This is a genomic window from Promicromonospora aerolata (genome assembly GCF_042682255.1).
GTDB lineage: Bacteria > Actinomycetota > Actinomycetes > Actinomycetales > Cellulomonadaceae > Promicromonospora > Promicromonospora aerolata.
Window position 1 is genome coordinate 277,265 of record NZ_JBHUHF010000001.1, and the last position, 19,190, is coordinate 296,454.

Consider the following 19,190-nt stretch of genomic DNA (forward strand, 5'->3'; position numbering starts at 1 on the left):
CTTGATAGAATGAGCGAGTGGGCATCATACAGTGCACTTGTTGATAGACGTTTGATAGACCACAGATCCACCGACCGAAGGAACGTCCGCCATGGCCACCTACTCCGTCTCCGCCACTCAGCTCACCGAGGGCAGCAGCGTCTTCATCCGCGGCAAGCTCGCCTTCGCCCGGCTCACCCGCCTCATCGAAGGAGCGGAGCTTGAGGCAAGTGACCTGCGCAGAGTGAAGAACGGCATGAACCCGGTCGAGAAGCCGCATACGACCGTGACCATCACCGAGGCTGAGGTCCAGCTCGCCAACCCGGGTGCCCCGACCCTTGAAGAGCGTTTCGTCGCCGAGCGCTGCTACACATCGAGGAAGAACCCCGACAGCGGGATGAACTACGCGATCGACTCCAAGGGCACCGGCCTGCCGACGATCGTGATCCCCTCCGACAAGGGCGACGGCACCTACGACCAGGACCACTCCGGTCAGGAGCTCGCGCAGGGCCTCGACGTCACGCTCGTGCTGCGCGTGTACAAGCCGCGAAACTTCAACAACCGCGGCCTGGCTCTGGACCAGGTGATCGTCCACGAGAAGCCGCGGTACTACAACGTCGGCGTCGACGTGAACGAGCTCCGTGCGCGCGGAATCGTGCTGAACACTCCGCTCTCTCCGGTCCAGGCCTCCGAGGCCCAGCCCACCGGTGACGCGCAGGGCGCCTCGAACGGTACGGAGGTCGAGGATGGCCTGTCCTTCCCGACCCCGCAGCCGGCGGCCGCGCCAACCTCCGATCCTTGGCAGGTCCCGGACCAGCCGTCAGCCGTGGCGGCAGCCCCGGCTCCCGCTACGGAGGAGACGCTCCAGGAGAAGCTCGCGCGTCTTGAGGCCGAAAACGCCTCGCTCAAGGACACCGGCTCCGCCGTCGGCGCTGCCGCGGGTCCCTGGAACAACCCGGGCCAGGCTCCGCAGGCCGGGATCACCTACGAGGGCTGATCCTCGCTGACCACCGATGAGACCCCCGTACTGGCATCCGCGCAGTACGGGGGTCTCGTCTTTACTTCTCCTCAGCCCGGCCGACCGAAAGCGTGCACGAGCGATGATGCCAGCCGACCCCTACGCCTGGTTCCCGCAGTTCTACGCCAACCCCGCGATCCGCGCTCTCGCGGACGCATCCCGGTGGACCATCTCCGGCCAGATCGGAGACGACGATCCCGAGGGTCACGACAAACCGCCGACGCACAAGGCACCGATCGACATCCGGCACCTACTCGACTTCGGCCGGCTCCGAGGCGCGTGGGCCAAAGACCAGTCCTGCCTGGTCACTCTGGGCGAGCTCACGCGGGCAATCCCCGATGCGGCGAACAATGCGTTCTATCTGCAGGCCCAGACCGACGGGCTGCTCGTCCTGGACATCGAGCCAGACTGCCCGCCAGAGGTCGCTACCGACCTGCTCCGGTTGCCCGGCACGCTCTACTCGGAGCTGTCCATGTCCGGCAAGGGGTTCCATCTCCTCGCCGCGCTCCCGAAGAACTTCCACGACTTCCCGAACGCAGCGACCAAGCGCGTGCTACGCGAGGAGCACGGCTGGTACGAGCTGCTCCTGGACCACTGGGCGACCTTCACGCGTCACTCAGTGCCCGAGCGAATCATTGCTCACGCCAACTCGGCGACCGAGAGCGCAGCATTCGCCTCGTACGAGGACCTCTATGCCGAGCTGGCACTGAAGGCCCGCGAGTCCGCGGCCGGTTCGGCATCGGACATCGACACAGACGAGGCGATGCCCGAGATCCCGTACGCCCAGGAGATCGTCGAGCAGACCCTGGCCACCGCGCGTCATCAGCTTCGCGCTCCCGAGGACTTCGACCACGATCTCTCGCGCTGGGAGTTCTCCGTCCTCGCCTCGCTCCACGGGTGGATGAGGACACAGCTGCGGGCCTACAACGCCCTCGGCATCGAGTACTCCGTCAGTGACGTCGCCTGGCTGCTCTACCGCGCGGCGGTGGAGATCATCCCCCCGCGCCCCAAGCACAGTCAGCGCCGTAACGGACGGCCCTTCCTCTTGGACCGCGCCGCGGCGCTGGTGGCCGATCGCGAAGCCTCCGCGCAGTCGAGTTCCTGACTCTTTGCGTCGACTGTGCTTGGCCCTGTGGCGCGCCTGCTCGTCCGGCACTGGTTCGCGCGTCGGCCCAGCAGCGGCGAGCACCGGTGGAGCAGGGCCTGTATCGCGCGCAGCGCGATCGGGTGGCGGTAGGCGGCTGGCGCCTTCCGCCAGCGGCCGAGGTCTCGGTTCACACCTCGGCGCTCTCCTTACCGCACCAGACGGCGTCGTCGGCCTCGGGGTCCGCGCTGCTGGCGCCCTCCTCGCCGGGTGTGCAGGCGTGTTCGTGGCGCGGCAGCTGACCTGCGTCGACCCGCACCCCCGGGTCGACGCTCCTCCGGTGCCTGAGCCCGGGTGTTCATGGGTGTCCACGACAACGCCATCAACTCGACCGGTATCTCGGGCCCTCACACCCGCGCAGATCCGCGTGCTGCCACAGCCCGGACAGCGGTCTCCTCCCATCCCGCTCATCACAGAAGGAACGTCATCGATCATGAAGTTCAGCGACACTCTCACCGAGATCGTCAAGCAGGACCTGGAGGTGGGCATTGTCCCCGCCCTCATGGGCGAGTCCGGCATCGGCAAGTCGTCCTTCGTTGACGACCTCGCCTACTCCATGGGCACCAGAGCCTTCGTGCTGCCGGTCAACCAGCTCGCCGAAAAGGCCGACCTGACCGGTGCGCGCCTGGTGCCGACCGCGGACGGGAAGTCCTACACGCAGCTCTTCTACCCGCACCACGTCATCCAGGACGCCATCGACTACGCGCTGGCGAACCCGCGCGAGTGGCCGATCCTCTTCCTCGACGAGATCAACCGCACCTCCACTGACGTCACCTCTGGTGCCCTGACTTTGGTGACCCTGCGCAAGATGGGGCACGTCGAGCTGCCGCAGAACGTCCGCCTGATGGTCGCCGGCAACGACAAGGGCAACGTGACCACGCTCGACGAGGCCAGCCTTTCGCGTTTCGCGATCTACCACGTGGAGCCCGACGCACCGACGCTGATCCGGATCCTCGGTGACGCCATCAACCCCTGGGTCAAGAAGGTTCTCACGCAGTTCCCGGCCCTGGTTTTTCAGAAGTCCACGCTGAGCGCCATCGTGGCCGACGGCAGCGACGACGAGGACGATGACACGGTCACCATGGCCGAGCTGTTCGACTCCGGCGAGGAGATGAACCAGATCACCACGCCACGCACCATCGAGAACCTGTCGAAGTGGCTGAACAAGGTCGATCAGCAGCAGCTTGCTCGGTATCTCTCGACCCCGACCCAGACCCAGGGGCGAGAGGACACGGAACTGCACGAGATCGTCGAGGCCAAGGTCGGCAACACCCTCTTCGCCACTCAGGTCATTGCGGCGATCGCGGAGGACCTCGCCTCGGGTGCCGGCAGTGCCCAGACCTCCCGGGTCAACGTGCCCACGCCTAACTGCTACGCAGGGCTCAAGGCGGCCACCACGGTCACCGACCTGGCCGACCAGATCGGTCTGCTCACCGACAACGAGAAGTCCGGCTCCCTGCTGTACGCCCTCAAGGAGAACGACGACAACACGCGCCTCATCGAGCAGCTCGCGCAGGGGATGAACCAGATCGAGGCGGAGCACATCCGAACCCTCTTGGAGATGGTCACCGGTCAGCACGTCAACCGTCAGAACCTCGAGGCCTTCATCGACAGCGACACGGCGATCGCCAACAGTGTCAAGCCTGCTCTGTCGGCCTTCCTGTGACGGGAGGCGGACCGCTGGCCCGCCGCGGCAACGACCTCACGACCGTTGGAGAAACGGAGTAGAGCATGACGATCACCGTCACGAACCAGAAGCCCGCTGTGCTCGACCCGCTGCACCTCATCCCGTGCACGGGACCCTACGACCCGATGACCGCGGTGCAGGCGACGCTCGTCGATCCGTTGCTGCGGCCGCTGAACTCCGCGTCGCCGGTGAGCATCACGAACACGCAGGGCACCGACCTCACCGGCGACATCCTGCCGCTCGTCCTCGACTGCCTCGGCGAGACCGTGCAACCGCCGAGCGAGCAGGCTGTCAAGGAACTGCTCGGGCAGACCCTGGTCAACTTCGATCAGAACACCTCCCTGCCGGTGCGGGAGATGTTCGCCGCCCAGGCAGGGCACAGGAACAAGCTGCCCGCACCAGGGCCCACCGTGCTCTACACGGCCCAGGACGACGTCATCCCAGCGGCCAAGGGGCTGCTGGGAGGCGCGAACGACGACAGCCTGTTCTTCGCGTCCCTGGCCTACGCCTACCACCCCGACACGCTGGGATTCTGGTTCCAGTCCAGCGGCGCCTTCAACGACTTCAAGGCCTGGCTCGTCCAGCAGACCTCGGTGATGGCCTCGTCGCTGCCCCCCGATACCCGCAAGCTCCTCGGCGACTTCGTGAAGCTGTCGCTCAACGGGCTCACCGAGTCGCTCCTGCTGCGCAAGAGTGACGCCGACGAGAACGACGAGCACTCGTTCGCACGCGTCCTGATCCACATGCTCATGCTCTATGTGGATCAGGAACGCCAGCAGGCGTCGCACCACGGCACAGGCGTGACCACGGGCATCCTGCCGTTCACCGCGGGGGAGCTGTTCTGCCCGCTGACGCTGGTCTTGGTCAACGTTGAGGCTCACGCCCGTGCCGTGCACGGCAAGGTCACGACCGAGTGGAAGCTCATCAACCAGTCGCTGGCCTCACCGGTCAAGGTGGTGTCGAACCGGACGCTGTCCAAGCTCACCGCGCTGCCCCGTGTGGCGGCGCGAGCCGCCATGCAGGCGGTCAGGAACCGACCCGGCATTCCGAGCGGCCGCTCGGCACGGGTGAAGTTCCGCAAGCAGCCACCGAGCAAGCTCGATCTCTTCAAGGACCTGACCAGGGTCCTGAGGCGGATGGGGACCGTCAACCACTCGCAGAACATCTTCCGCAGCTCGCGCACCAGCTTCGCCAAGGCGAACCGGCGCAACCCGGACGACTTCAACAAACCGGGCCGCGTCACGTCAACGCACTACATGCCCGACCTGCACGTCTTCGTCGATACCTCCGGGTCGATCAGCGAGAAGAACTACCAGGAGGCGGTCATGATGCTCATCCAGGTCGCCAAGAAGCTCAACGTCAACCTGTACTTCAACTCCTTCAGTCACATCCTGTCCCAGGAGGTCATGCTGAAGGTCCAGAACAGGTCGGTGAGCCAGATCTGGAAGGAGTTCCGCCGAGTCCCCAAGGTCTCCGGCGGAACCCAGTTCCGTCAGGTCTGGGACTACATCAATGCCAGCCCTGATCGCCGTCGTCGGCTCTCGCTGATGATCACCGATTTCGAGTGGTACCCGCCGTCGGCCCGTGTGGACCACCCGATCAACCTGTACTACGCGCCGTGTTCGGCGATGGACTGGAACGACATGGTCCAGTCCGCCCAGCGGTACGCGCACGGCATGCGCCATATCGACCCGAGCATCAGACAGAAGCTCCTGGGCATGGTCATCTGAGCTCGGCCGGCTCCGTCGCAACGACGAGCGTGCCGGAGAGGGAGCGGACCAGGTTCGCCGTTTCGACGTGGTCGCGGCTCCCACCCGATCTTCTTCTGCTCACCGAGGCCGTAGGGAGCTTGACCTCCAGACGGGGATGGCAAGGAGTGGGGCGCCGGAGGCCGACAGCCCCACATGGGGATGTCGCACCAGCGCCGGTAGGAGCACTGAGCAGAAGACAACGCCCGGACGGGTCCGTTCGCAGAGTCAAGTCAGACGGCGGACCGGTCCGGGCCTCTTGCATTCCATCCGAACAGCCAGAGCCACATGTCTGCCCTTTGGTGCTGGCTGCTCTGACCAGGAAGGACCAGCTCCATGTTCGAGGTCCTCACGCTCCTGCGTGATCTCAACGCCATCCGCCCGATCCAGTGGGACATCGCCGAGTCCGATTCCGGGCGGGAGCACCTGGTCGTCCGGATCCCGATCGATACCGACGACCGCAAGGTCATCACCGACCTGCGTGCGCTCCTCGGCGTCGACGGCGACTCAAGCACACACATTCCCCACGACGGGTAGCCCGCACCCAAAGTTCTCGAGAAGGAGGATGACGGCCATGGTCAGATCACCTCGCGACGCAGAGCGAGAGACCGTCACAGCGGCTGAACGACTCATCCTGGACCTGATGCGTGAGATCCGCCAAAGCATCTGGGAATTCGGAGCACCGATCCCGTACCGCTACGACCTCTCGCCTCGTATCCAACGGGCCACCGGCCGGATCGACACCCTCGAAGGTGCGATCGGTTTGCTCACGAGGCGCCCGTTCGGGGAAGCCAGGCTGAACCGGCCCGGGTTCCTTGCCGCTACTTTGCGGGTTCGGGCTCTCGGGTGAGGGCCTGGTAGTGGAGCGTTTCGAACTCTATCGGGGTGAGCATCCCAAGGGTGCCGTGGAGGCGTCGGTTGTTGTACCAGTCGACCCAGCCGGCGGTCGCGTACTCGACGTCCGCGAGGGTGCGGTAAGGGCCGGCGTGGAACACGGTGGTGCGGATGCACTCGGCCTTGTAGAGGCCGTTGATGGTCTCCATGAGGGCGTTGTCGTAGGCGTCGCCTACGGTTCCGATCGACGGGTTGATGCCTTCCAGGGCGAGGTGCTCGGTCAGGCGAATCGCTGTGTATTGAGACCCGGCATCGCTGTGATGGATCAAACTCCCAGGTGAAACGGGGTTTCCATCTCTCTCGCGTTGCCACAGCGCGATCCGCAGCGGGGTCATGACCAGCTCGACCTTCTTGCTGGAGCTGGCGTGCCAGCCCACGATCCGCTGGGCGAACACGTCCAGGACGAACGCGACGTAGACGAACCCGGCCCAGGTGCGGACGTAGGTGAAGTCGGTGACCCATACACGGTTGGGTGCAGGGGCCGTGAAGTCGCGGCTCAGCAGGTCACCGGCACGTTTCCCGTCCGGGCTCGCGATGGTGGTTCGTAGTCTCTTCGCCCGGACGACACCCTGAAGGCCCAGGGTCCGCATCGCCCGGTCGACCGCGCCACGGGACGTGCCGGCCAGGCCGTGCTGGCGGCGCAGCAGGGCGAGCCACTTCCGCCGCCCGTACAGGCCCTCCGGAGTCATCTGCTTGCGCCCGGTGACGTCGTTGAACGTCCACGCGAGGTCGCGGATCTTGTCCTCGACCACGGCGTCGGTGATCGTGCGGTCCGCGATGTGGGTCGGGCGCTTCCAGGCCCGGTAGGTCCTCGCAGCGATCGGCAGGCCCTGCTGGTGCAGGACGCGGAGGATCGACTCGACTGCGTAGCCCTGGCTCCTCATCTCGTCGATGAACGCGCAGGTCAGCGGTTTCGGGGGTCGAGCTCCCCCGCGAAGAAAATCGAGGCCTTCCGCAGGATCTCGTTGTCCTCCCGCAACCGCTTGACCTCGGCTTTCAACCGTCTGACCTCTGCGGACTCCTCGCTGGTGACACCGGGCCGGGTTCCGTCGTCGACGTCAGCCTGGGCCAGCCAACGCCGCACCGACTCCTTCGAGACACCTTCCTGACGGGCTACCGCTGTCACCGCCGCGGTCAGGGTGGGGTACTCCTGCTGGTGCTCGCGCACCAGTCGCACGCACCTCGCACGCAGCTGGGGATCGATCTTCTTCGGCATGCTGTTCATCCTCTCGGACTCAAACAGCAGCGGCATCAAACCCGGGCCGGTTCAGGCTGGCCGCTATCGGTGCGGTCGCCGAGACTGCCACCGACACGGAACGAGCCGATATCGCACGGTGGCTCGACACGCAGAACCCGAGAAATCTGCTCGCCGAGCTCCAGCCTTGGCATCTTCAGACCCAGACCGACGACGAGGATGCCGACCTGTCCCGGCTCCGTCGGCGGCTCGGCTACCTGGGCGATCCCAGTGAGCGCGAGCCCGACCTGACGATCGAGGCGGGCCAGGTGCCCGTCATCGCCGAGGACGAGCGTCGGCGCGCCGAGCGCGCCTTGATGGACGCCTTCAGGGCGGCCCGCCGCGAGAGCGCGTCGGCTGCCAGGTATATGAGTGTGGCCGCGGACGGTCTGATCTGGGTCGACCAGAACCTCGACGAGATCGACTTCCGCGACCACACGAGCGAGACCCGCGACGCCTACACGTCTTTGCGGCTGCTCTACGGCGACCAGTTCACCGTGACCGGGAACAAGGTCGCCCGATAGCCGCGGAATGACGACCCGAGCCCAGTGCATCATGCACCGCCGCACGGGCCCGCATCGGCGACACCTTGCAGGCAGCGCCCGCCACACAGATCTCACCACAGCCCACCCAACTGCCCAGCCATGCCCAGAGAGGAGCCCCGCGATGGGACTCGCCAACTTCACACCGGATGGTTCCGAAGACGACGCGACCAACGGTGCCGGCTCGTCGTCAGGTGGTCTCCCGACAAGGCTCCCGCCCGCAGGGCCGCCTTCGGGCGGCAACAGCATCGGCGATGCTGTCGAAGAGATGCTCGTGAACTACAACGAGCGCTTCAAGAATGCCGACCCGACCCGGTTCCGCGACACGCTCATCGAGCAGACGCTGGCCGTCCTCATCGGCAAGACCAAGAGCAACGCGCTGCTCATCGGTGCCGCAGGCGTCGGCAAGACAAAGATCGTCGAGGACATCGCCCGCCGCATCGAACTGGGCGACACGCTGATCCCGGACCAGCTCAAGGGCCACACGGTCTTCGAACTGCCGATCTCCGACCTCGTCGCGGGGTCCGGCATCGTCGGCACCCTGGAGGCGAAGGTCAAAGACGTCGTCGAGTACGCACGGAACCCCAGGAACAAGGTCGTCCTGTTCATGGACGAGATCCACCTCCTGGTCTCCGGCCGCGACCCGAGCTACTCGAAGATCGCACAGATCCTCAAGCCTGCCCTCGCCCGCGGTGACCTGCGCGTCATCGGTGCGACCACGAGTCAGGAATCGCGCGATCTCGACAACGACCCGGCCTTCAGCCGCCGCTTCTCCCGACTGGTCGTCGACGAGCTCACCGCGCCCCAGACCCTCGAGGTGCTCGGTACCGTACGTGCCGGTCTGGTAGCGCACTACCAGCACCAGATCACCGTGGACGACAACGTCCTCAAGGAGGTCGTCCGCATCGCCGACCAGAACTCACGAGCCGGGTCCCACCGACCTGACAACGCCATCACGCTGCTCGACCGGGCGATGGCCGATCGTGTGCTGGAGCAGAAGCGCATCACCACCCAAGCGCAGGCCGCCGGCCCGAACCCTGTCGCTCAGGTGCTGCAAGCCACCCCGAACGTCCCGCTCACCGAGACCAGGGTTCTCGCAGTCGCCAGGCGTCTGCTCACCGGCAACGCCGTCAAGCACACGTTCGACGTGCAGGAGCTAGAGGCCAGCCTCAAGCAGAGCATCCAGGGGCAGGACCAGGTCCTGGACCAGCTCGTCGACCGGCTCGCGCGCGAGGAGCTGAACCTCTTCCCGCGCACCACCCCGATCGCGTGGATGTTCGCTGGCGCCTCCGGCGTCGGAAAGACCCAGACGGCGAAGATGGTCGCCCGTCACACCACCGACCAGGACCCGATCATCCTCAACATGACCGAGTACAACTCGCCGGCCGCCATGGCCCGCATCATCGGGTCGCCGGCCGGATACGTCGGCTACGACTCCAACGCCGAGCTCCCGTTCGACACCCTGGAGTCCAACCCGCACCGGCTGATCCTCCTGGACGAGTTCGAGAAGTGCGACAGCTCAGTGCAGCGCCTGTTCCTGTCCGCCCTCGACGAGGGCTCGATCAAGACCAGCCGAGGCAGGGCCATCGACTTCTCCAAGGCGATCATCGTGGCCACCACCAACGCAGCACGCGAGTCCCTCAGCGGTAAGACTGTCGGGTTCGGTTCCGAACCCACGACGATCTCGCACCAGAGCCTCGTCAAGGCCCTGGCGGATCACTTCGACGCCGAGCTGCTGGGACGGTTCTCCCTCGTTCTCGGGTTCAACCCCATCAGCGAAGCGACCTACCGGGAGATCGTCGCGACGGACTACGCCGCCGAACGGGAGCGGATCCTTCAGGTCAACACGCGCCTCGCCAGCGCCCTGCCCGCGAAGATGCCCGACGACGAGCTGCATGCCCTTGCCGAGACGACCTACGTCGACTCCCAGGGCGCGCGACCTGCCCGCAAGGCCGTGCGCACCTGGATCGAGGACCGGCTGCTCACGGCCCAGGCCGTCAGCATGCCCTCGCCCGCGTCGGACGACTGATCGAGCACCAGCCGGGCATCGCGCTGAGCGTCCCTTCTCCGGCACACCGGGGGGAGGGGCGCTCTGGGTGTGCCCGCCACCTCATCGACGTGGCTGGTGCGTCCGCTGGACGAGGTGGTGCTGGAGCGCATGGTGCCCCCCGGGACCTGACCGGGCTGCCCGTCAACACCGCGTAACCGTTACGCACCCGAGAGCGGAGAGAAGAAGATGTCGAAGCACCATGTGCGTCCCGAGGACGCTCTCACGCTGGACCTGCTGCCCAAGCACGGGTATCTGGTGGTGTACGCGACTGCCGAGGTCTGGACCAACGAAGCCATCGAGTTCGGCAGCGCCGACCGGTTCGGGTGGGTCTCCAGCCTGGACCAGCCGGACGAGCCCGTGCAGGCGCGTAACGACGTGGAGCCCGTGTTCATGGCGTACCTGCCGCTGAACGAGGACGAACGCGGGGAACTGGCAGACGTCCTGGCCTTGCTCGGTCCGGTGCACAGCGATCACGGGCCCACGATCTACGCGACCGGCACCAAGACGTACGACGCGACCACGGACGAGGTCTGGCGGTACGCGGTTCACGCCCATGTCAAGCGTTTCAGCACCGTCACGATGCAGTGGTCCGAGGAGCCGGCACTGCTGCTGATGTAGGGCAGCTCGGCGCCCCGCGTCGCACGGGACGTAGGACACCCGTGCCTGCCATGGCCGCTCAGCACCATCAGCCGGCTACGAAGCTCGCCGCCGCCTGAACAACCTCGTCGTCCACGCCCGGAGCACGGACGAGCTGCACGATATGGGCATCATGCTCGGGCTGAACGAGGTCGATCCAGACGGATCCCTCGTCTCGGCCTCTCCTGGGCACCTGAGGCCGACGGTCCCTGCCGGCGCTTACCCCAGGAGAGAAGCTCCGCTGATGAACGACCACGTGCCTGGGTAGCGCGTGGTGTCCGGGGTGTGGCTGCGCCACAGACCCCGGACTCAGGGGCCTCACGGCCCCTGACGGGTTGGGTTGAGAGGAACACGGACGGGGCTCGTCGGCTGACGAGAGCCCCGTCCGTGTTCGCACCTGCACCCATGACCCGGATATGCGACCGCGGCCGATGCTCGCCGTGCAGCGGTCGATCGACCATCCGGCTCTGGTCAGAACGGCTGTGCCGACCGACTTCCTCTTCTCTCGATCCCACCCCACTACCCGGCTGACGAAAGACGACATCATGCCTATCCTGCTCGATGACATCGACCTCTCGACGGCCGCCGTCACCCACAAGGCCGCCGACCCGAAGTTCTTCTCCTCGAAGTTGACCGGGTCCGGCAAGAAGACCGGCCTGCTCAACGAGAGCCTGCTGCCGATCAACACCGCGACCAACACGGCCTACGCCCTGGGCAACGACATCGAGGTCAAGCAGAGCTCGACGCAGCACGACATCACGACGTCGTCCATCCCGCTCGCGCCGATCACCCGCCGCGCCCTGAACGCCGGCGGGTCGTTCACGCTCCCGGCTCCGCACGTCGACGACCGCTTCGTCGTGGACACCACCACCAGCCGGCACGACGACTGGGACGTCTTGCTCGACATGACCCCGCAGGCGCTCATGCTCTACGAGGACAAGTCGGGAGACAGGCCCACGCGTGACCTCGTCATCCAGTACCGGATGGAGCTGTACTTCTTCAAGAAGGGCCTCCCCGAGCCGGAGCGCGCGACCTTGGTCTCGCCCACGGCCGGCTACGGCAACCACGACGCCGCGGTGCTCCTCCAGTGGGACACCAGCCCGCTGGAGAACGCCCGCGAGTTCGTCGAAGAGATGCTGGCTCGCGCCGGGCTGACCGGGTCCAACCTCGACGACCTCGACGAGTGGCTGCGTGCGTACCCGATCTACGAGCGCATCACGCGCCTGGCCGAGATCTGGGACTCCGAGGCGATCGCCGACGAGGTCTGCCGGTACATCGCCGACATGCCCGCGAGCCCGACCCAGGACCAACTGAACATGCTCGCCGTCCAGCTGCGCTACCTGGAGAACTACAACGTCCCGCTCGAGGCCTACCGCTCGATCCACCGGACGCTTGAGCAGACCTTCTCCGACCAGGTCGCCGCGACGCTCTCGAAGCAGAACCTCAGCCTGCTGATGAACCACACGCTCGGCCACCTCGAGCAGATGAAGCCCCAGCTGACCGTTCCCGCGGCTCCGGCCTCGCCCCCGGCGCTGCCGGCGCACCTGTCCAAGCAGCAGCTCGACGCCCTGACCACGCACGAGCCGCTGGTCATGACCCAGGCCGGTGCCGGGACAGGCAAGTCCACCGTGATCCTCGAGCGCATCAAGTACCTCGAGGCCTGCGGGGTCCCCGCCGGCGACATCACGGTGCTGTCGTTCACCAACGCCGCGGCCGACAACATCACGGAGAAGAACCCGAACGTCGGCTCGATGACCATCGCCCGGAAGATCATCGACATCTACGCGCTCAATCACCCGACCCACAAGGTCTCCGCGATCGACACGATCATCAACTCGATCGACATCTTCTACCCGAACAACCAGCTCGCAGCACAGTTCCGCACCCGCCTGCTGGAGGTCGACCAGAACAAGACCGGTGCGTTCACGGCGCTGAACACCTTCGTCGAGATCCACTTCGACGCGGTGATCGCGCTGCTCAACCGCATCCAGCAGACCTCGCTGGAGCTGCAGATCATCATCTGCTACCAGCGGATCGACGACATGGCCGAGCCCGCGCACGTCCAGTCGCAGTACCTCATCATCGACGAGGTCCAGGACAACTCGGTCTTCGAGTTCATCTACCTGCTGAAGTACATCACCAAGCACGCGCAGAGCCTGTTCATCGTCGGTGACGCCTCGCAGACCCTGTACGAGTTCCGATCGGCGAACCCGAGAGCGCTCAACACGCTGGAGGGCTCTGGGGTCTTCGCGACCTTCAGGCTCACGACGAACTACCGAAGCAACCAGGAGATCCTGGACTTCGCCAACGTCGTGCTCGGCGGGCTGGAGACCAACCAGTTCGCGAACATCCAGCTGCAGGCGAACTCGCTCGTGGCTCCCACGGCGGACTCGTTCCAGCAGAAGGTCACGCTGGACCACCACGAGGTCACCCGGCTCAGGGACTTCGTCAACCAGGACCTGCAGCCGCTCGTGCGTAACGTCGTCGTGCCCCAGTACGTGGACGAGTGCCTCGACCGGGGCGAGCAGGTCGCCTTCCTGGCCTACTCGCGCCGTGAGGTGGCGGTGATCCAGGAGGCGCTCGAGAAGAAGTACCCGAGCCGGCACGTGGCCTCTCTCGTCAGCGAGCGGGTCTACTCCACGGACATCTTCTCGAAGTACATCAAGCTCTACTGGAACGACGTCCTGCAGGTCCTGCCGGGCAACGCCGCGTTCGTGGTCTCCCAGGGGATCAAGGACAACATGGACAAGCTGACGAAGAATGCAGGCAGTCCGAACGTCGAGAAGGCGATCCTGCGCGCTATCTCCGAATGGTGGATCGAGAACAGCCCGACCATCAACGGGTGGGTCGCGCTCTGCAACCAGGGCGCCCTGCCGCATGAGACGTTCTTCGACCGGCTCCGCGACAACCTTCTGTCCTTCGAGATCCAGCGCACCCAGAAGAAGCTGAACATCAACAAGCAGAAGAACCAGGAGCGCAAGCGGAAGAACCTCGAGACCAAGGCCGACCTAGTAGTCTCGACGATCCACGGAGCCAAGGGCCTCGAGTTCGACAACGTCGTCGTCCTCTACAAGGAAGACACGACCATGAGCCAGGACACAAAGCGGATGTTCTACGTGGCGTTCACCCGCGCGATGAACAGCCAGTACGTCCTGTCCTACGGAACGGCGAAGAACCCGCCGATCCAGAGCAGCTACGAGCGGATCGTCAACGCCCTCACCGAGCGCGACAAGAAGAACACGCTACGGGCGCAAGGTATCGACCCGGATCTCCTCGACGATGACAGCAACGACGACGCAGCCGGGACTGGTGCCGTCGATGACGGTGCCGTGGTCGGCCAGGCCGACTGATCGACCGCCGCTACCCCACGGACGCGGGCGCCCGCTCGCACCACGAAACGGAGCGCCCGCGTCCGCGTCGGCCGGTCCATGAATCGAGACCGTGCAGGTCCCAGGTGTACAGCGGCCGCCTGCGGTGTGCGCCGGACGGGCTGTGACGGCCACCAGGCCGCAACCATTCGGCATGCAAAAACCCGGAGGGAGTGAATGAGGAATGCCTGAGATCGTCGTCATGACTCCTCGCTGGGAAAAGGGTGAGGAAATCGGTTGGCAGTGCGCAACCGTCGTCAAGCGCATCACAGGTGACGCGTACGTCGTGAGATTTGACGACGGGCACGAAGCTGGCGCTTTCCAGAGCCGAATGCTCTGCGGTCCTGCCGAAGGAAAGGCCATCGTGGACATGCCCGTGACGGCGTGATCCACCGTCGTAACGCAGTCGGGCCACGCGGCGAGTGGTATTCCCTGCCCGAAGAGGTTTGAGAGCGACGGAGAGTGAATGATGGCGACGATTCTCGGGAAGATTCGCAAGGAGCGCGGCGCCGCTGGACAGTTCGCCTACCACGTCACTTTCCAGTACGGAGAAGACCTGCCGTTTCCCGTCTGCGCCTGCCAAAATGGCCGCTGTCGACATGTCATGACATTCATCGGGAACGAGTTCAGCGAATCGGTCTATGCGACTCTGCCCGGGAATGACAAGAACGGGAATCCGATCCAGGTCCGTGTGGTCGATCCCGAGCGGTTCGGCCCCCGTCTGACGCCATCGTGGGTCCGCGCCTACATCGCCGGACTCGGTGAGCCTGTCGCCTGAACGCTGACCACGAACCACCAGGTGGAGCCTCGAAGGGAGCGAACCATGACCACCACCAGAACACGGGCCGACTCCGCCGAGCCCGACCGAAGCTCCCGGACGACCTACGACCTCATCGTCTGTCGCGACGACCGGGTCGTCTTCCACGACCACTATGCGACCCCCGAGCAGCGCCTGAGCGCGGGCGTCGGGGTCCTCGCCGCCTCCGACACCCTGGCCGGCACGATCACCTCCGAGCGCGCTGCCCACATCCACGAGCTCCATCGGGCGCACGTCGCACAGTGGCCGGCCGATCCCGACGTGGTCGTCAACGCCATCGCGACGCTCTGCCGCGCATGGGGCGTGCAGCTGTACGTGAGCACCACCGAGAAGAGGAGCGCCGCTCCCCGGGTGCTCTACTCGGTCGTCACCGAGTACGGCCGAGGCCAGGTCGTCGCCGAGCACTTCCCCGACCGGGTGGCCCGCACCGCCAGCCTCGTCGAGCGTGCCGAGCAGTTCTTCGGTGCAACTGGGGCAATCCCCAGCAGCGTGCTCTGCGACGAGCAGAGACTGGCCGCGCTCGTCGCGACATTCCTCATGCCGGCCACCGTCACCCTCACGGAGTCCGCGCTCGACGAGCGCGATGGCGCCTACCGACCGGCCAGCGGTTCGCTGCCGATCTGCTGAGCGCCTGGACCCGGGAGCCGTACTACCACTTACACCCCACGATCCAGCGAAAGCGAGACCTCGTCCATGCCCGCATCCACGATCGTCGCCTCCGGCGGTGCTTTCCGGCTCTACGACGACTCAGTGCAGACCTTCGACGATCTGCCCGTGGCCACCTACACGATCGCGTTCTCGCAGATGAGCGGCTACAGCCTGCACGAGGCCGAGCCGCTCGCCCCCGGCGAGGAGACCATCTACGGCAACCATGCCTCCCGCGTGCGGCGGATCGTCACCGGCTACGGGGCGATGGACAGGTCTCTTGGGGTCATCCTCTCCGGCGACAAGGGCATGGGCAAGAGCCTGATGATCCGCATGCTCGCCGAGCAGATGCGCGAGCTGCACCGGCTTCCGACGGTCCTCGTGCAGCACTCCACGCCAGGGCTCGGGTCGTTCCTCGACGAGCTCGGCGAGGCTGTCGTCGTCTTCGACGAGTTCGAGAAGGTGTTCGCCAGCGAGGGGGACGCCGAGTCGCAGAACCAGTTCCTGAGCCTGTTCGACGGGCTGAGCGTGACCAAGCGCCTCTACGTCCTCTCGGTCAACGAGCTGAGCCGCGTCAACGACTACATGCTCAACCGTCCTGGCCGGTTCCACTACCACATGCGGTTCGCCTACCCGGAGCCTGCGACGGTCGCCACCTACCTGCGCAACCATGTCCCCGGGATCTCCGGCGCAGAGGTGGACGAGGTCGTCGACTTTGCCCGAAAGTACGACGTCAACTTCGACCACCTCCGGGCCGTCGCCTTCGAGCTGCGCCTGGGGGAGCCGTTCGCCGAGGTGCTCGGTGACCTCAACATCAAGCGTACGGAGCGCACGGGTTCCTACGTCGAGGCCCACGTGACGTGGGACGACGGCGACACCGACGTCCTGACCGGCCCTGTCGACCTGTTCGACCGCGACAGCACACAGTTGATCACCGACTGGGACCTCCGTGCAGGCCTGCGGTTCCGCATGCGCGACGCCGTGCCGACCAAGGGCGGCTACCTCCTCTCGACCGGCGCGTTCGAGCCCGTCGACACCCGTGACGACGAAGACAAGGCCGAGGACGACGAGCGGCCGACAGCCGTCTCCGTCGTCCTGCGCCGCCCCCAGAAGCGCTCGATCGACTTTTGAGTCTCTGGCACCACCACCCGACCGAGGGATGGCTACTGTGTCTCGGATGCCTTGCCGAGACCACCCGCAACCATCGCGTGCACGAGCACCTTCATAAGTTCGGCACGGTCAGCGTCAGGAAGCCCGGATACAGCGATGGCACGCTCCGCGAAGAGGAATCTAGATGCCTCGACCGGCTGAGCGAAGTATGCACGTAGGTGGATGGCCGAATCTTGGTACGCGCGGAGGTAGGTTTGCGAGACGTATCCGGCTACACCCGCGCTGATTGCACCCAGGGAACCTGTCACAACGATACCGATGGCAGAAGTAGCAAAGAATGTCGCGGCAACACAAGCTGCCAATATGAGAAATCCTAGGCTCATCGCGCCCATTGCCCGCGAGAACGCGATTCGCCCCTGGCGCTGTGCGTCCTGATGGTACTGCTCAAGACGTTCGTGCACGACAGCCCAGATGCGCTGGAGAGCCAAGTTCTGGTCTTGACTCTCAAGGGCAACCTGGAGGGCGTCTTCGGCGGCCTGGACTCGAGTCCTGACCTCGTCGTAGCGACGGTCGGCCTGGTATAGGGCAATAGCACGCATGATGTACCCGCCGACAACGACTGCAGTCGCCAGAGAGATGGAGAAGCCGAAAATTGCGGAAACGAAATTTGATGCGGCTGCATCAGCTTCGGGACCCCCTGCGGGATTTCCACTAGCTTGGCGGGCGGTTCGAATCCCCCAGTACCCCGCAGCGAGGGCCGCAATGATTGAGGCGATACCGGCCATTACGGCGACCGTAAATTCCCGTGCTTGACCGGTCGAGGGGCGGCGAGGTCGCACGCCAGCGGCAATGTAATCTTCGGGCGCTCTCGGAGTCCAGGCTTGCGGAGGCTGATCCCGGGCAGGTCGGCCACACCCGCCGCCCTCGGCGCGTGCACTCATGCGACGAACCATACCGTCCTAGTCAGGCGTACCTAATTACGGCATCTGGTGAGGAATGGGCATACGGCGGTTCTGCCCTCCAAGTGGTCCTTGGGGTGGGTCACAGGACTTCGCGCTCGTCACTGGCCGGATGCTCGTTGAGTCCAGCGGTTACCCGCACTGGCAGAAGGCGCCACGGAGCCGAACTCGTGCGAGGGGCCTTCTGCTAGCCTCGATCCTTTGTGGGTGAGGTGAGTCAAGGCATAGGAAAGGTGCTCTGAACTGGCACGATACGTCTTGTCGAGGGACGTGTCGGGCTGAGGATCGGAGCACCTTTCTGGTGGGCGAGACTACCGCGTGGGATGCGCGTTTGGAACTGACCGGGGACGGTAAAGGGCTGGTCGCGAACGCGGGTGTGGTGCTGCTGCGTAAGACCGCCGACGCTGTCGGCCTGACCGCTCGGATCTCGGAGGTGTTCGGGCCGGGCAGGGTCGAGCGGATCTGCCGCGGGGCGGTGCTGGTGGGTGCGGCGTCGGCGATCGCTGCGGGGGCCAGAAACTTGTCGCAGGTCGAGCGGATGCTCGCCGGCCATGCCGGCACGTTCGGGTCGTGCGGTTCGGACTCGACGCTGTGGCGGACTCTGGACTCCATCGACGAGCGGGTCTTGAGGCGTTTGTCGCGGGCTCGTGCCAGAAGTCGCAGGACGTTGTGGCGGATGCTGGCCGCGCGGCCGGGCGGCTTTCCGTGGCTGCGGGTCGGCGGCAAACGGTTGGAGGGGGGTGTCAACTTGTCTGTGTAAGGCCTGATCACGGGCCTTTCGAGAGGAGCATGTATGTCCATGACGGACGAGAAGCAGGACGCGACGTCGGCGATGGCTGCCGAGCTGGTCGCGTCGGGTGCGTTGGACGGGTTGTTCTCCCGGATCGACGCGGGCGAGGTCAAGCTCACTGGGGACGGCGGGATGCTGCCGGCGATGATCAAGGCGGCACTCGAGCGGGGGCTGAACGTCGAGCTCGCCGATCACCTCGGCTACGACAAGGGCGACCCGGACGCGAAGCACTTCCCGAACTCGCGTAACGGCACCACGCCCAAGACGGTCGCGACCGAGGTCGGGGACGTGGCCCTGGACGTGCCGCGGGACCGGGAGGGGACGTTCACTCCGATGCTCGTGCCCAAGGGCGCGCGCCGTCTGGGCGGGCTGGACGAGATGATCATCAGCCTCTACGCGGGCGGGATGACGATCCGCGACATCGAGCACCACCTCGCGACCACGATCGGGACCGAGCTGTCCCACGAGACGATCAGCAACGTCATCGACGAGATCCTCGAGGAGGTCATGGCCTGGCAGAACCGGCCGCTGGAGCCGTGGCAGTTTCTAACGAACGAAGCGAATCCTGA

The 19,190-nt window shown here is 65.6% G+C and carries 17 protein-coding genes and 1 pseudogene; 15 read left to right on the forward strand and 3 right to left on the reverse strand.

Annotation, left to right across the window (positions count from 1 at the left end; translation table 11 throughout):
• Positions 1-91 precede the first annotated feature (91 nt).
• Both ACFSL2_RS01305 and ACFSL2_RS01310 read left to right on the forward strand, forming a co-directional pair.
• The gene (locus ACFSL2_RS01305; protein ID WP_377183902.1) at positions 92-976 is read left to right on the forward strand and encodes a hypothetical protein; all 885 of its coding nucleotides are present in this window, start codon (positions 92-94) and stop codon (positions 974-976) included.
• Between the two features lie 106 nt (positions 977-1,082).
• On the forward strand, positions 1,083-2,102 hold the full coding sequence (locus ACFSL2_RS01310; protein WP_377196103.1) for a hypothetical protein: 1,020 nt from the start codon (positions 1,083-1,085) through the stop codon (positions 2,100-2,102).
• 169 nt (positions 2,103-2,271) lie between these two features.
• Here the strand turns inward: ACFSL2_RS01310 and ACFSL2_RS01315 are convergent, their stop codons facing one another.
• Entirely contained in the window at positions 2,272-2,400 is a 129-nt protein-coding gene (locus tag ACFSL2_RS01315) for a hypothetical protein (RefSeq protein ID WP_377196104.1), read from the reverse strand.
• A gap of 174 nt (positions 2,401-2,574) precedes the next feature.
• Between ACFSL2_RS01315 and ACFSL2_RS01320 the strand changes: the two genes are divergently transcribed.
• From ACFSL2_RS01320 to ACFSL2_RS01330, 3 genes are all read left to right on the forward strand, one after another.
• Positions 2,575-3,807: an AAA family ATPase gene (locus tag ACFSL2_RS01320; RefSeq protein ID WP_377183904.1), complete on the forward strand. Its 1,233-nt coding sequence runs from the start codon at positions 2,575-2,577 to the stop codon at positions 3,805-3,807.
• 65 nt (positions 3,808-3,872) lie between these two features.
• A complete protein-coding gene (locus tag ACFSL2_RS01325; RefSeq protein WP_377183905.1) occupies positions 3,873-5,558 on the forward strand; it encodes a hypothetical protein in 1,686 nt (561 codons plus the stop codon).
• Positions 5,559-5,912: 354 nt separating this feature from the next.
• The gene (locus ACFSL2_RS01330; RefSeq protein ID WP_377183906.1) at positions 5,913-6,113 is read left to right on the forward strand and encodes a hypothetical protein; all 201 of its coding nucleotides are present in this window, start codon (positions 5,913-5,915) and stop codon (positions 6,111-6,113) included.
• 284 nt (positions 6,114-6,397) lie between these two features.
• Here the strand turns inward: ACFSL2_RS01330 and ACFSL2_RS01335 are convergent.
• Positions 6,398-7,686, reverse strand: a protein-coding gene (locus ACFSL2_RS01335; protein ID WP_377196105.1) for an IS3 family transposase whose coding sequence is annotated in 2 segments (ribosomal slippage) — positions 6,398-7,413 and positions 7,413-7,686 — 1,290 coding nt in all. Because the reading frame shifts where the segments join, the coding sequence is not laid out codon by codon here.
• 287 nt (positions 7,687-7,973) lie between these two features.
• Here ACFSL2_RS01335 and ACFSL2_RS01340 point away from each other — a divergent pair.
• The 8 genes from ACFSL2_RS01340 (at position 7,974) to ACFSL2_RS01375 (ending at position 16,893) form a co-directional block, all read left to right on the forward strand.
• A complete protein-coding gene (locus ACFSL2_RS01340) occupies positions 7,974-8,228 on the forward strand; it encodes a hypothetical protein (RefSeq protein WP_377196106.1) in 255 nt (84 codons plus the stop codon).
• A 292-nt stretch (positions 8,229-8,520) separates the two neighbouring features.
• The gene (locus ACFSL2_RS01345) at positions 8,521-10,275 is read left to right on the forward strand and encodes an AAA family ATPase (protein WP_377196107.1); all 1,755 of its coding nucleotides are present in this window, start codon (positions 8,521-8,523) and stop codon (positions 10,273-10,275) included.
• A gap of 207 nt (positions 10,276-10,482) precedes the next feature.
• A complete protein-coding gene (locus tag ACFSL2_RS01350) occupies positions 10,483-10,914 on the forward strand; it encodes a hypothetical protein (protein ID WP_377196108.1) in 432 nt (143 codons plus the stop codon).
• A 563-nt stretch (positions 10,915-11,477) separates the two neighbouring features.
• Complete coding sequence (locus ACFSL2_RS01355; RefSeq protein WP_377196109.1) at positions 11,478-14,282, forward strand: AAA family ATPase; 2,805 nt, start codon at positions 11,478-11,480, stop codon at positions 14,280-14,282.
• A gap of 202 nt (positions 14,283-14,484) precedes the next feature.
• Positions 14,485-14,688, forward strand: coding sequence for a hypothetical protein (locus tag ACFSL2_RS01360; RefSeq protein ID WP_377183916.1), 204 nt, complete (start codon positions 14,485-14,487; stop codon positions 14,686-14,688).
• Between the two features lie 78 nt (positions 14,689-14,766).
• Entirely contained in the window at positions 14,767-15,078 is a 312-nt protein-coding gene (locus ACFSL2_RS01365; RefSeq protein ID WP_377196110.1) for a hypothetical protein, read from the forward strand.
• 45 nt (positions 15,079-15,123) lie between these two features.
• Positions 15,124-15,744 carry a hypothetical protein gene (locus tag ACFSL2_RS01370; RefSeq protein ID WP_377196111.1) on the forward strand — a complete coding sequence of 207 codons (621 nt, stop codon included), beginning with the start codon at positions 15,124-15,126 and terminating at the stop codon, positions 15,742-15,744.
• A 66-nt stretch (positions 15,745-15,810) separates the two neighbouring features.
• Positions 15,811-16,893 carry an AAA family ATPase gene (locus ACFSL2_RS01375; RefSeq protein WP_377196112.1) on the forward strand — a complete coding sequence of 361 codons (1,083 nt, stop codon included), beginning with the start codon at positions 15,811-15,813 and terminating at the stop codon, positions 16,891-16,893.
• Between the two features lie 32 nt (positions 16,894-16,925).
• Here the strand turns inward: ACFSL2_RS01375 and ACFSL2_RS01380 are convergent, their stop codons facing one another.
• Positions 16,926-17,657, reverse strand: a complete 732-nt coding sequence (locus ACFSL2_RS01380; protein WP_377196113.1) for a hypothetical protein — start codon at positions 17,655-17,657, stop codon at positions 16,926-16,928.
• Positions 17,658-18,132: 475 nt separating this feature from the next.
• On the opposite strand from ACFSL2_RS01380, the gene ACFSL2_RS01385 reads away from it, so the two are divergent.
• Together ACFSL2_RS01385 and ACFSL2_RS01390 are read left to right on the forward strand one after the other, a co-directional pair.
• Complete coding sequence (locus ACFSL2_RS01385) at positions 18,133-18,591, forward strand: hypothetical protein (RefSeq protein ID WP_377196114.1); 459 nt, start codon at positions 18,133-18,135, stop codon at positions 18,589-18,591.
• A 39-nt stretch (positions 18,592-18,630) separates the two neighbouring features.
• A pseudogene (locus ACFSL2_RS01390) lies at positions 18,631-19,155 on the forward strand (transposase); the annotation flags it as partial.
• Positions 19,156-19,190 lie beyond the last annotated feature (35 nt).